The sequence below is a fragment of the Acrocarpospora sp. B8E8 genome, assembly GCF_039871605.1.
Classification (GTDB): Bacteria; Actinomycetota; Actinomycetes; order Streptosporangiales; family Streptosporangiaceae; genus Acrocarpospora; species Acrocarpospora macrocephala.
Genome location: NZ_JBDPLV010000091.1, coordinates 26370 through 40547, shown reverse-complemented (window position 1 = coordinate 40547; position 14178 = coordinate 26370). Strand labels below are relative to the sequence as shown.

Here is a 14178-nt window from a genome sequence, read left to right as displayed (position 1 = left end):
CGCAGGCGCAGTTCGGCTTGCCGCACCGGCGGTAGTTCTCGCTTACCGAGCCGCGCCGGAAATCTCCGACCGCGGCCAGTTCGGCGTAGAGCTCGGCCCGCCGGGCCTCCAGGTCTTCGAGAGGAGGGACGGTCATCACGCCTCCGCAATCTGGTTGTTTGATCCGTAACCAGAGTACTCGACGACCAGGACCGATCACAGGAACCTACGATTGTGTCCTACACCCTAGGTCGATTGCGCGGTTCTGCGGATGAGTCGCCACCGTGCCGTCTGCCACCGTCATCGGCGCCCCGGATTTTGTCGGTCGGGAACGCTAACGTTCGGCGCATCAAGCACTGGCGGGGGTTTGGAAAGTCGCAAAACCCCTGCTCATTCGACGTTTCATGCTTCTGGAAGGCGGGGACCGTTGGGTTGGCTGGCAGCGGGCGACCAATACGAGGTCGCCCTCATAGAGGGGCGGGTGGCGGCGCGGGCCACCTCGGGCCGGGCGGCGGGACGGCAGCTGAAATCGCTGCCGAAGGCGCTGCGTGATCATCCCGAGGTTGACCGGCTGCGCCGCTTCGCCGAGTGGCTCGACCGCCACGCCGCCGCGTGCGTGGCGCAGACGGACCTGTGGATGGTGTCGTCGCTGCCCGTGCCGACCGGGCTGCTGGCCCGCGTGTGGCCGGACGAGGCGTGGCAGTCGGCGCTGCGCGACCTGGCCGTGGTCGGCGACGACCCCGGCGAGGTGGGCTTCCTGCGCGACGCCACCGAGGCGGGCGAACTGCGGGTGGTCAACCTCGACGGCGAGACCGTGCGGCTGTCGCCGCGCACGGTGACGCTGCCGCACCCGGTGTTGCTGCCCGACCTGGACGACCTGCGGGAGTTCGCCGCCGAACTGGGCGTGGTCCAGAAGGTCGAGCAGATCCACCGCGCCACCTGGCGCAAGCCGGCCGGCCTGGCCGGCAACGCGACGACCGTGACGGAGTTCTCCGGCGGCACATACGCCTCCAGGTTCGTGCTGGCCGCGCGGGCCACGGCGCTCGGCTACCGGGTCACCGGCGGCTACGCCACCTGCCGGGTCCGCGACACCGGCGCCATCGTCGAGGCGAGCGTCTGGATCGGCGAGCCGTACTGGGACGACGAGGTGACCACGGGCCATCTGAGCTGGCAGGACCTCGACGGCAGGACGCTGCCGCTGCATGAGGTCGGGCCGGTGGCGTGGTCGGAGGGGATGCGAATGGCCGCGGCGCTGCACGCGGGCCGGCAGGTCGAGGAGGGCAAGGACACGTGAGCGAGCGAGCCGATGGGCACAGGAACGAGGAAGCGCTGAGGGCGGGGGCGATCCTGCCGCCCGGCACCGAGGGCGCGGGCGAGAGCGCCGTCCCCATGACCGCCCGCCGCTACCGTCACCCCGGGCTGGACGGCCGGGTGGTCGTGCGCCTGGTCGCGGCGGAGCTGGGCGCGGCCGAGGATCTGGCGGCCAGGTTCCTGGGCCTGGAGCCCGACGGGGAACCCGCCGTGGTGGGGCTCGGGTTGCGGCGCTCGCTCGGGTTCCCCGAGTGGGTGCTGGCGCGGCACCCCGGCGACGGGCAGCACGCGCTCGCCGTCGTGCCGGAGCTGGAGCGCGTCGCCCGGCAGGCCAAGTCCAAGCCGAAGAACGCGCTCGACGGCTATCATCAGCTGGCCGGCCGGCTCGCCGCGTCCGTGCCGCACTTCCTGCCCACGTTCTACGAACAGGCCGGACGGGTGTTCATCGGCGTGGAGAACGCCACCTACGCCGCGCAGATGTTCGCCAGCGCGCGCAGGTCGGAGGCCGAACACGGGCTGACGGTGGACGAGGACCGGCTCGACGCGGTCTTCCTGGAGTTCGCGCTGGCGGGGGCGCTGCCGGTCAAGGTGCTCTCCGGGCACGCCAAGGAGCTGGCCGCCCGGGTGCCCGCCGACGAGGCGCTGCGCCGCTTCTCCCGGCTGTGCGTGCGACGCACGGCGGGCGGGCTGCCTCCCTCGGCCCAGATGGCCAACGACCTGCGCCGCCTGGCCAAAGCGGCGGGCGTGGACGCCGACGCGGCGGAGCAGGCATACCTGGGCGAACTGCTCGGCCTGCCCGCGACCCTGCGGGCCGCCACCGGCTGGTGGAAGGCCCACCGTACGGCGATCGCGGCGCTGGCCGAGCGTGACCCCGCGGCGCGGGCGACGCTCCTCGCCGTCATGCCGCAGACCAGGGACGCCGAGCTGGCCGGCGTGTGGCTGGACATCCTCCAGTCCTCGGGCGCCACCGAAGAGCTCATCTCCGGCCAGGCGCCGGCGGACGGCGTGACCGGCTGGCTCCAACGCTTCCTCACGGCCCGCAACGCCGCCTGGGGCCTCCCGCCGCGCCTGCCCGTCCTCTACTCGCTCGTGGAGCGGGCCGCCGACCGGCTGCGCGCCGAGCTCACCGGCGGTCCGACCACGGTGACCGACCCGTACGACGTCGACCTGCTCGACCTGCTGCTCGCGCTCGGCCTGCCCGTGGCCGACCCGGGCGAGCACGATTCGCTGCGGCTGGAGCACTGGGCACAGGGTGAGGGCCAGCGCGACCTGACCGCGCTGGCCGCCGACGGCCGGTTCACGCTGCCCTTCCAGCGCGCGGCCGACGGGTTCTCCGGCGATGCCGACGCGTTGCGCGCCGTCCGCCTGCTGGCGGCTTCGACCGGCGGCCGGCCGATGCTGGCCGAGTGGGTGCGCAAGGTCGCCACGCGGTCCTCGGCCGCCGGGCTGCCCGACCTGCCCGACGCGCTGCGGCGGCTGTCCTGGCTGCCGGGCGAGGCCGTGGTCCTGGCCGAGGACGAGGTACGCCGGGCCGCCGCGGCCGACCTCTCACCCGTGCTCGCCCGTACGCTGCGGGCCGGGATCTTCGACGAGTTGGGCTGGCCGGCTTGGGAGGAGGCGGCCGAGACCCTCGTACCGAGGAAGGACGTCGACGACATCGTCGTCGCCGACGCCTGGCCGCACCTGATCGTCGCGGGTGCCACGCAGGTCCGCGTGCTCGGGCACGAGCGCACCGTGCTCACCCACGACCTGCGCATACCGCCCAATGACCTGTGGGGCGACGTCGGCTACCACTACGTCGACGGCGACCTGCTCGTCTACTGGCATTCGCGCGCCGCCGACGACGGCTTGCGCGGCTACTGGCACACCTCAGCCGACCGCATCCACCCCATCGAGGCCCAGAACCACAGCACCCGGGGCTCGCGCATGGACTGGTACCGGGGCGACGACCCGGTCACCCTGGCGCTGCCCGGCGGCGGGCGCGCCACCGGCCTCGGCGTGCTGCACCCCGGCGACACCACGCTGCCCAGCGAGCAGTCCGTGATCACCGATGGCGTCTCCTACTGGGTGTGGACCTGGGACGGGTCCGACTACAACAGCGCCGGATGGCACGAGTACGACCCGGCCGGCGGGCAACACGGCAGGAAGAGCACGCCCGCCTTCTTCACCGACGTCCCCGCGGGCACGACGTTCCACCGGGGCTGGCTGCTGCCCGCCCCGGCCGAGGAGCCCAGCCCCGCGGGCGTGCCCGTGGGCGGGTTGCTCGGCTGGCGGGTGACGCGGCTGCCCGACGGGGCGCTGCGCGGCGAGGACCTGTCCGGCCGCACGGTCACCCTCCCGCCCGACAGCGGGTCCCCGGTGCGCGCCCTGGCATTCCCCGGCACCGATCAGCTCGTGGCCGTGGTCAAGGGGAGCTACCAGGTCAAGCTGGTCGACGCCGACGGCGTGCTCACCGCCACCGCCAAGACCGACGCCGCGCCCGGCCCCTTCGCCCAGGGCACGCTCATCTTGCCGCCGCTGCGCCACTGGCACTGCCTGCGACCCAGGGACCCCGAGGGGTCGGCCGCCCTGCGCGAGCTCAACCTGGACTGCGCCGCGCGGCTGCTGGCCGCGGCCGGCGCGGAGGACCTGCCGGCCCGGATCCGGGAGCTGCTGCCCCAGGTCAGCCATGAGGGGCTGGTGGCGGGCATCGCCGGGATCGTGCGGTTCGCCGCCGTCCAGCAAGCGGCGCTGAACGCCGTCGCCGCCAGACTCGGCGAGGCTCTGGCCGGAGGGCATCACCGGCAGGCGCCCGCGGGCCCCGCGGACTACGAGCTCCAACAGGCGCTCAGCGGGCTGGGCGTCTCCAGCACCTCCTGGCGCCACGGCGTCGACGGGGCCTGCCAGCAGATCCGGCTGGCCCAGGCGCCGGCGGAGCCGCCTGGCGTGGCGGGCGGCATCCACCTCGACCGGCCCGAGCTGCCGCACTCCACCCTGCGGTGGGACGTCCTGCTCGACCACCTGGGCGCCGTGGCCTATCGCACCGGATCGGCGGCGACCACGCGGGAGCACCGCGTCGCGCAGGAGGCACTGCTGGACGCCCTGGTCGAGGCCGGACTGCCCGTGACAGCCGACCCGTCCCGGTGGCGCCGTGTCACCGTGCACCTGTCCAAGGGGCACCTGACCGGGCCCGACGGCGACTGGCGCGACGGCAGCTGGCTCGGCGTCCTGCCGCTGGACGGCGGCGCGCACCTCGTCTTCCTCACCTTCGAGTCGCCCGGCGACGCCGGGGCCCGGTGGACCGCGCTGTGCCACGACCCGACCGGGCGGTTCGAGGTGCCCCCGCCGTACACACTGCTCTCCTCCGCCCCGGTCGGCGAGGATCGTCCGCAGGGGTGGCTGGAGTCGTTCCGCGCCGAACTGGCCGCGCGCGGACCCGCGCCTTGGCGGCCGGCGGCGGCCGAGGAGTTCGCCCGGCTCACCGGTGTCTCCCTGACGCTGGCCCGGCTCGTCGTGGCGGGGCTGCCGTCCGTGGACGCGTACGACCACTCCTTCCTCGCCAAGGAGACCCGCACCATGATCGGCTTGAAGCTGGCCGACGCCGCCATCGCCCGCGACGAGCTACGCGGGGTCGACGCCGAAGTCCGGCGGGCGATCGTCGCCGCGCTGCTGCCACCGGAGCCCGCCCGGCTCTGGAGCGACGGCCCCGACGTCGCCGCGGCGGCGGCCGTCTGGAACGACAAGATCGGCCCTCAGGCGTTGATCCCCGAATGGCTGCTCGGCGAGGCGTCCCGCGCGGTCAAGACCGGCTGGAACACCGGACGCGCGCTGCGCGCCCTCATCGATCCGGCCGGCGAGCCGGAGCTCAGCCGCGACCTGCTCTGGACCGTCCAGGGCGACCGCGCCACGCCCGCCGACGACAACGCCATCGGCTTCTCGTCCGGCACGCTGTGCATGGCCGTCACCATGGCGGGCTGGCTCGCGCACCGGCTTCCCGCGGGCGATCCGATCAGGGCGGCGCTGCCCGGCGCGCTGGCCGCGGTACGGGCCCGGTTGGCCAACCCCGACCTGATGCTCGACCTGGGCCGGTATGTCGACTTGGTCGCCTTCCGCAAGGCGGCCGGCAGGCCCACCCAGGCCGGCAACAGGTACGAAAGGTACGGCGCGGTCATCATGGCCACCCACGACGACCGGCCCTCGCCCGCCATCCGCACGTCTCTCCTGGACGCGGCCGGTGAAGACCAGTACCTGCGGGCCCTCCTCGGATCGGAGGCGCCGTTCCCGGTCGAGCTGGCGCTACGCACCGCCCGCGACCCGCGCTTCGAGGCCCTCCTGGCCGATCCCGTCGCCGGGGAAGGCGCCGGGGAAGGCGGCGCCGGCGGCATCTGGTGGCCGCAGGATCCCGCTCGGTCCGTGCCGTCCCTGGTCGTCGAGGTGGCCAAGGAACACGGGCTGGGCGAGGACGCCGCCACCGCATACCTGATGCTGCTGGCCATGCCCGACCCCACCGACCGCAACGTGGCCCGCTGGACCGGCTGGAAGCCCGCCCGGCTCAAGTCGGCCCACGCCGAGCTGGCCGCGACCGACCTGGTCGTCCAGGCCACCCGGGAGCGGGCGGGGCGGTCGTTGTTCCTGCCCGGCGGGTGGGCCGTGCTCGCCGCGCCGCGGCTGCCGGTGGAGCAGTGGAAGCTGTCGTTGTTCGAGGCGGCGGGGCCGCAGGGGGCGCCGCTGGTCCCGCTCGAACCCGTCGCCGACCTGTACGCCCGGGCTTGGAGACGGGTGCGGGATGGGGACGTGCCGCGGTTCGAGGAGCTCAAGGTGAAGCGTGGCCCCCGCCGCTGACCCCCGCACCCATTCACCATCACGCAGAGGACTTCTCTTCCCATGACCTTGACCGAGAATCGGGTTCCCTCGGCCCGGCAGGTGCTGCCGGCCGAGGAACGCCATGCCGCCGAACTCGCCTTCCTCGCCGCCCACGACTCCGGACCGCGCCCGCCCGGCTGGGCGCTGACCCCGCGCGCGGTCGTGACCTTCATCTGCGGCAGCGGCGACCAGACCCTGGACGGCCGGATGAAGGTGGCGCCCAAGTTCGTCGGCGAACGCGCCCTCGTCGAACGCTGCGTCGTCACCCTCGCCGGAGAACGCGGCCTGCTCCTGGTCGGCGAACCCGGCACCGCCAAGTCGATGCTCTCCGAACTGCTGGCCGCCGCCGTGTGCGGCACCAGCGCGCTCACCGTCCAGGGCACCGCCGGCACGACCGAGGACGCCTTCCGCTACGGCTGGAACTACGCCCTTCTCCTCGCCCAAGGCCCCAGCCGGGCCGCGCTCGTGGACTCGCCCGTGCTCACCGCCATGCGCTCCGGCCGCGTCGTCCGGGTGGAGGAGATCACCCGCTGCCTGCCCGAAGTCCAGGACGCGCTCGTGTCGATCCTGTCCGACCGGCGGGTCAGCGTGCCCGAGCTCGCCGGGACCGAGGACGCGCAGGTCGCGGCGGCGCCCGGGTTCACGGTGATCGGCACCGCCAACCTGCGCGACCGCGGCGTCTCGGAGATGTCGGCGGCGCTCAAGCGGCGCTTCAACTTCGAGACCGTGGAACCCATCTCCGACGCCGACGCCGAGACCTCCCTGGTGCGCCGCCAGGCCACGGCCGTCGTCGCACGGGCCGGCGCGGCCTTCGGGGTGGACGACGCCGTGCTCGACGCCCTGGTCACCGTCTTCCGCGACCTGCGCTCCGGCCGCTCCGCGGAGGGCTGGGACGTGGAACGCCCCGGCACCGTCATGTCCACGGCCGAGGCCGTGCAGGTGGCGGCCTCGCTGGGGGTGGCGGCGGCTTATCTGCCCAGCGGCGACGTGCTGGACCTGGTGCCCGGTCATCTGCTGGGGGTGGTGCGCAAGGACGACCCGGCGGACCATGGACGGCTGCTGGGGTACTGGGACGGGCCGGTGCGCAGGCGCGCCGAGGACGGGTCGGCGATGTGGCGCCGGCTGTGGGACCTGCGCGAGGACCTCCGTTGACGCCTCAGGATCCGCGGGAGGCGGTGGCCGCGCTGGCGGCCTCGGCGCGGCCGTACCTGCTGGGAGTCCGGCACCACAGCCCCGCTCTGGGCGTGGTGCTGCCCGCGCTGCTGGAATCCGCCGACGCCGAGGTGGTGTGCGTCGAGCTGCCGGCGGACTTCCAGCCCTGGCTCGCGTACCTGGCCGACTCGGACACCCATGCCCCGGTGGCGCTGGCCGGGGCACGGGGGGACGGAGGGCTGGCGTTCTATCCGTTCGCCGACTTCTCGCCCGAGCTGGTGGCCATCCGGTGGGCCTGGAAGCGCGGGATCGACGTGATCTGCTGCGACCTCCCGCTGTCCGACGCCGGCTGGCACACCCCCGTCACGGTGCCGGACGGCGGGGCCGGAGAATCCTCGCGGGGCGTCTCCTTCGCCGACGCGCTGGCCGCGTCCGGCACCGGTCGCGACGGCGACGACATGTGGGACCGCGCCGTCGAGGTCCTCGCCCCCGGCTGCGACCCCGAGGCCGTCCGCCGGGCCGCCCTCGGGGTCGGCTGGGCACTGCGCCGCGACGCGGAGGCAGCGGGCGGCGTACCCGCGCTGGACCTGGCCCGCGAGGCCCACATGCGACAGGTCGTCACGGCCGCCGCAGCCGGTGGCCGCCTCGTCGCGGCCGTGATCGGCGCCTTCCACGCCGCCGCGCTGACACCGTCCGGCACCCCGTCCCCTGACTCGGCCGCTATCCCGCCGCCGGCTTCGCGTCCGCCCGTCACCTCGCTCGTGCCCTACGCGTTCGACCTGCTCGACTCCCGGTCCGGTTACCCGGCCGGCATCCGGGACCCGCGCTGGCAGCAGGCGGTGTTCGCGGCCGGGGGCGATCCCGGGAAGGCTCGGGACGGCGCCGCGCGCGCCATCACCGACCTGTGCCGGGAACTGCGCTCAGCCGGGCACACCGCGGGCACCGGCGAGGCCGTCGAGACGTTGCGGCTCGCCTGCGATCTGGCCCGCCTGCGCGGGCTGCCCGCCCCCGGGCGTGGTGAGCTGCTGGAGGCGGTGACGACCGTGCTCGGCCAGGGCGAGCCGCTCGGCCGGGGACGGGCCCTGGCGCGAGCACTGGACACCGTGTTCGTCGGCACCGAGCGGGGCAGGACCGCACCCGGTACGCCACGCTCCGGACTTGGGCCCGCCGCCGAGAGCGATCTCGCCGCGCTGCGCCTCCCGTGTCCCGGCAACCCCGAGCCCAGGGAAGTCCGCCTCGAGCCCCTCCGCTCCGATCTGGACGCCCGCCGCGAGGTCGTACTGCGGCGCCTGCACGTCTGCGGCGTCAACTACGGCGAGCCGGTCGAGGTGATCGGAACGGGCGACGGCGCCGCGCTCACCACCAGGTGGCGGCTGGCCTGGACCCCCGCGGTCCCGGCCCTGCTGGACCTGGCCGGCGTCCGCGGCGTGACCCTCGCCCAGGCGGCGGACGGGACGCTGCGCGAGACGTACCGCCGCGAGTCCGCGGACGGCGGGCCGACCTGCGCCCTCATCCTCCGCGGCCTGCGCGCCGCCGCCGATTGCGACCTGCCCGGCCTGGTCACCGACCGCCTCGCCGACGCCGCCGTCACGCTGCCCGCCACCGCCACCCTCGCCGAACTGCTCGAGGCCCTCGACCTGCTGGACGCGCTACGCCGGCAGCACCTGCCCGGCACCACGCCCGAGAGCCGCGAGCGCGCCGCCGAACTGTCCGGCGCCCTCCTGGACGCCGCGGTCCGCGCTCTGCCGGGGCTGGCGGGCAGCGACCGGCCGGAAGACGCGGTCGCCCTGGTCGCCCTCGCCTTCCGGGTCGGCGAGGAACGCCTGGGCCTGCGGATGGACGACGCTCTGGCCGTGCTCGCGGGCACGGCCTCGCCCCTCGTCCAGGGTGCGGCCCTGGCCGCCCGGGTGCTGCTGGACCTGGACGGCCCGTCCTCGCTCGGAGACCGGGCGGCCGGCTGGGTCGACGCCGCGACCGAGCCCGATGGCCGCCGCCGGCTGGACCGGCTGCTGACCGGCGTGCTCACGGCCGCCGGTCCGCTGCTCCAGTCGGCCCCCGCCGCGCTCGACCCGCTCATGGACCGGGTGGACGGGCTCACGGACCAGGAGTTCCTGGACCGTCTGCCCGCGTTGCGCGGCGGATTCGACACGCTCGACCCGGCGGGACGTACCCGGCTGCTGGAGGTTGTCTCCGAGCGGCTGGGCGACCGGCTCGACCTGGCTCTGGGGGCTCCCCCGTCGCTGCTGGCCCTCTGGACTGCCGCCGACGCCGCCGGACTGGACTCCCTGCGCACACTACGACTCCCCATCCCGGCCCTGTTCGACGCCCCGGAGCCGGCCGCCTCCGCCCCGCCCACCGACGCGTCCGGGCGTGCGGCCGCCGGCCCCGGGAACGACGCTCCGCGGAGGCTGCGGCCGGCGGACCGGTGGCGGTTGCTGCTCGGCCGGGAGTCCGAACGGCTACCGGCGGGCGCCCGCTCGTACGCCCGTGCCCTGGACGAACTGTACGGAGCGGGCCGCGGCGAAGGCTCGAACGACTTCGGGGCCGCTCCAGGGGACGGGGGCGGCAGGGAGGCCCCGTTCCCCACGGCACGCGAATGGTCGCAGGAGCTGGAGGCGCTGTTCGGCACCCGGGTTCGCGAGGAGGTCCTGGCCCGCGCCGTCGACGCCGGACGCACCGACGTGCTGGCCGAGCTCGACCCCGCCTCCGTCCGGCCGTCCGTGGAGCTGCTGGCCTCCGTGCTGTCCCTGGCCGGCGGCCTGCCGGAGCAGCAGGTGGCCAAGCTGCGCCCGCTCGTACGCCGCCTGGTGGACGAGCTGACCCGCGAGCTCGCCACCCGCCTGCGGCCCACCCTGACCGGGCTGGCCACGCCGCGCCCGACCCGCCGCCCCGGTGGCAGGCTGGATCTCGCGCGCACGCTGCGCGCCAATCTGTCACTCGCGCGGCGCCTGGACGACGGACGGCTCGTGGTGACGCCGGAACGGCCGGTGTTCAGCACGCGTTCCCGTCGGGAGGCCGATTGGCGGCTGATCCTGGTGGTGGACGTGTCCGGCTCTATGGAGGCGTCCGTGGTCTGGTCGGCGCTGACGGCGGCGGTGCTGGCGGGCGTTCCGGCACTGTCCACGCACTTCCTGACGTTCTCCACGCAGGTGATCGACCTGACCGACCGGGTCAGCGACCCGTTGTCCCTGCTGCTGGAGGTGCGCGTCGGCGGCGGCACCCACATCGCCATCGGGCTCGCGCAGGCCCGTAGGCTGGTCACGGTCCCGAGCCGCACGCTCGTCGTGGTCGTCAGTGACTTCGAGGAGGGCTACCCGATCGGCGGCCTGCTCGGCGAGGTACGAGCGCTGACCACCTCCGGCGTGCACGTGCTGGGGTGCGCCGCGCTGGACGACAGTGGCGTGCCCCGTTACTCGATTCCCGTCGCCCAGCAACTCGTCGCGGCCGGTATGCCCGTCGCCGCCCTCAGCCCGCTCGCCCTCGCCCGATGGGTGGGCGACCGCCTCCGCGGAGAACACCGGTGAATCCCCTCACATCAACCACCCCTGAGGCTGTCGCTCCCACGGCGGGCTCCGCTGTCTCGCTGCCGCCGGTGGCCCCCGGCGTGGTCGCCGCCGCCGTCGAGGGCCTCACGTCGCGGCTCCGCAAGAAGCTGGACGCCGCGATCGAACAGTACGCCGCCCTGCCCGTCGAGGCCGGCGACGAGGGTATCCGGATCACCTGCGGTGAGGACGCGATCGTCACGCTCTCACCAGGGCCGTCTGGCGTGATCGCCGACGACCAGGCACGGTGCAGCTGCCTCCTTCAGCCTCGTTGTCTGCATCGCGCGGCCGTTCTGAGCGCATGCCCGATCGCGGACGGGCTCCCCCACCCGACCGCCGGCGGGGAAGCGGGGGTCACCGCGCCTGACGGCTCCTCCCCCATAGGTCCTGCTCCCGACCTCGTCGGTGGCACGCCGGCTCCCACGACCGCCGCCGAGGTGCCCACGACGGCGACGGGGCCCGCGGCGGCGCGGGTGGCCGCCGCGTCCGGGCTGTGGGCCGCCGCCGCGGCCGTGCTGTCCGCCGGAGTGCCCGCCGCCGGCGCGGTGCCCCAGTCCGAGCTGCTGAGGGCCGCGCACACCGCCCGCCTGGCGGGGCTGCCCGGGGCGGCTGCCGCCGCGCTGCGAGTCGTACGGGGGTTGCGGGCCGCCCGCGCCCATCACCCCGGGCACCGCCTCGCCGACCTGGTGTGCGATCTGCGCGAACTGCTGCTCATCACGGGCAGGCTGGCCGGGGGCGATCCCGACCCGGCGCTGGTCGGCACCGTACGGCGCGACTACCAGCCAGGCGGGAGCCTGAAGGTGCACGGGGTGTTCAGGGAGCCGGTGATCAGCTCCACCGGCTACGGTGGCGTGGTGACGCACATGGTCACGGAGAACGGCCGCTGGTATTCGGTGGCCGACGTCAAACCGGGCGGATCGGCCCGCGCCCGTGGGGCCGCCACCGCGCCCGTCTCCATCGGTCCCGCCATGCTGAACCACTCCGAACTCGCCCGCACCGGACTGCTGATCGCCGGTGCCACCGTCTCGCCGGACGGCCGCCTCGGAGCGGGCCGGGACGTACGCGCCACCCCCGTCGCCGGTATGCCGTGGACGGAGGGCCCGATGGCGGCCCTGTTCGCCCGCCCACTGGCGGAAGCGGCGGTCACCCGGCTCTCCGGTCACGCCTGGAGCGCGCCGGACACGGAGGAGAAGGCCCGCGAACCCGTCGGCTGCGACCTGGTCATCGTCGGCGCGGCGGGCGACCACGTACTGGCCCGCGAACTGCTCCCGTCCGAACGCTACGAAAGGCCGGACGACCAGCCCCGCGTCTCCGAGAAGACCGCTACAGGCGATCACTCCGATACCCGGGACGCGGCACCCGCAGGAGCGCTCGCCGGGAGCCGAGATCTCCCGGGTGAGGTACGCGTCTACGGTCCGTTGATCCGGCTCGTCCCGGCCAGTCATCACTCCGAGCTGGCCCATATCGACAACCTTCGGCGCCTCGCGTCCCGTCCAGGTCTGCTCGTCCGTGTGGTGGGCCGGGTGGCGCCCGACCGGGTTGCCACGCTGCTCCCGCTGGCGGTCGGTCCGGTCCCCGGCACAGAGACGACGCTGCGCCTGCCCTCCGAATGGCAGGGCCACGCCGACCTCGGGTACGACCGTCTCCAGGGAGCCCACCTTCCGCCCCAGGACGCCCGCATGCCACCCCCACCAGCAGACGACGAGGTGGATCCGGTGGCCAGCGCGCCACTCTGGCGGGTACGCAGGCTGATCGAGCTGGCCGTCTCCGGCGGCAGACGGGCGGTCGCCGAATCGGCTCGCAACGGCGACTCCCATGCCCCGCTGCGCAGCGCCGGGTTCCAGGCCGCCGCCGACCTGGTCACCGGGCTCACCGCCGAGGCCGACCGCCGGGGCCGTGACGTGTTCGGACGGTTGACGGATCCAGGACCCGACCGATACGCGTGGGCGTGGGTGGCCGCCGCGACCCACCTCGCTACCGCGGAACGGGCCATGATCCAAGCCTCCTGGCAAGGAGACCACCGCTTCCCGTTGGCGGGGAGAGGGCTCGCGTCGTTCTGACCATGCTCGGAACTCTTGGGCTGGCGCTGATCACCAGTAGGCGCTCGCAGGCCATCTGGCGGCGTCTTTCAGCCGCATCCGCTGCCAGATCGGTTGCCGTAACCTCCGCTATTCAGCGTAGCGGGACCGCCCGATAGCGTTGAAACGAAGAAGGTGCACCCATCACTTCCGTGCTGCCCGCCGCGATACCCAACGTCAGGATTCCCTTGCCCGCCAGGCCGTCAAGTAGGCTTCGGCCCATGGGCGTTATCGGTCACAGACCGGCGCAGGACGCTCCGCGCGCCCGGTCGGCGAGCATCTGGGACGTCGCCCGGGTGGCCGGTGTCTCCCAGCAGACCGTCTCGCGCGTCATCAACGGCAAGGCACGGGTGAGCGAGTCCACCCGGGCCAAGGTGCTGCGGGTCATCGAGGATCTCGGCTACCGGCCCAACCGGCTGGCCCAGGTGCTGGCCGGCGGCCCGGCGCGCTCGGTCACCGTGCTGACATCCGACACCGCCCTGTACGGCGCGGCCGCCACGCTGCGCGGCATGGAGGAGGCGGCCAGAACGGCCGGCTTCTCGATGGGCATCAGCGTGTTGGAGCGCGACTTCGACCAGGCGAACGTCGCCCTGCGGCTCAACCGGCCCGGGGAGGCGGTCATGGTGATCGCCTTCGACGACCCGGGTGTGCGCGCGCTGCGCGCGCTGCCGGCGGACGTCCCGGTGACCGCCGCCGTCGAACGCCGCCCGGACGGCGACGCGGACGCCGACCCGTGGCGGATCTGGCTGGACGACCGGGCGGCGGCCGCGCACGCGACCCGCTACCTGCTGGGCCTGGGACACCAGACCGTCCACTACATCGCCATCCCCTCCTCGACCAGTCCGCTCCCCCAGCGAACCCAGGGATGGCGTGAGGCGCTGCTCGCGGCCGGACGGCCGCTGCCCCAACCGCTGCAGGGCGGCTGGAGTCCTCGCTCCGGCTACCTCGCCGTACGATCCCTGCTGGCCGACCGTTCGGTGACGGCCGTCCTGTGCGGCAACGACGACCTGGCGCTGGGGGTGATGCGGGCCGCCCGGCAGGCCGGACGGGACATCCCCGGCGACCTGAGCGTGGTCGGGTTCGACGACTCGCCGCAGTCGGCCTACCTGAACCCGTCGCTGACCACCATCCGGCTCGACTTCGAAGGTCTCGGCCGGGCCTGCTTCGGGCTGCTGCACCGCAGGCTGGAGCCGGCGGACGCGCCGGCTGTCCCGCTCTGGAGCGAGCCGGAGCTCATCGTCCGGGAGAGCAGCGGCCCCGCGCCCGCTTGAGCG

General features: G+C 74.5%; 6 protein-coding genes. All 6 read left to right on the top strand.

What is annotated here, in order from left to right; genetic code table 11:
• The first annotated feature begins 406 nt into the window (after nt 1-406).
• The 6 genes from ABGB08_RS47995 (at nt 407) to ABGB08_RS47970 (ending at nt 14175) form a co-directional block, all read left to right on the top strand.
• Nucleotides 407-1273: a DUF4132 domain-containing protein gene (locus ABGB08_RS47995; RefSeq protein WP_347605073.1), complete on the top strand. Its 867-nt coding sequence runs from the start codon at nt 407-409 to the stop codon at nt 1271-1273.
• Nucleotides 1270-6111 carry a DNA-binding protein gene (locus ABGB08_RS47990; RefSeq protein ID WP_347605070.1) on the top strand — a complete coding sequence of 1614 codons (4842 nt, stop codon included), beginning with the start codon at nt 1270-1272 and terminating at the stop codon, nt 6109-6111. The genes ABGB08_RS47995 and ABGB08_RS47990 overlap by 4 nt, the downstream gene beginning before the upstream one ends.
• Before the next feature lie 42 nt (nt 6112-6153).
• Complete coding sequence (locus tag ABGB08_RS47985) at nt 6154-7284, top strand: AAA family ATPase (protein WP_347605068.1); 1131 nt, start codon at nt 6154-6156, stop codon at nt 7282-7284.
• The gene (locus ABGB08_RS47980; protein ID WP_347605065.1) at nt 7281-10808 is read left to right on the top strand and encodes a DUF5682 family protein; all 3528 of its coding nucleotides are present in this window, start codon (nt 7281-7283) and stop codon (nt 10806-10808) included. Before ABGB08_RS47985 ends, ABGB08_RS47980 begins: the two co-directional genes overlap by 4 nt.
• A complete protein-coding gene (locus ABGB08_RS47975; RefSeq protein ID WP_347605062.1) occupies nt 10805-12886 on the top strand; it encodes an SWIM zinc finger family protein in 2082 nt (693 codons plus the stop codon). Before ABGB08_RS47980 ends, ABGB08_RS47975 begins: the two co-directional genes overlap by 4 nt.
• A gap of 239 nt (nt 12887-13125) precedes the next feature.
• Nucleotides 13126-14175 (top strand): LacI family DNA-binding transcriptional regulator, encoded by a 1050-nt coding sequence (locus tag ABGB08_RS47970; protein WP_347605059.1) that lies wholly within the window; start codon nt 13126-13128, stop codon nt 14173-14175.
• The last annotated feature ends 3 nt before the right edge of the window (nt 14176-14178 follow it).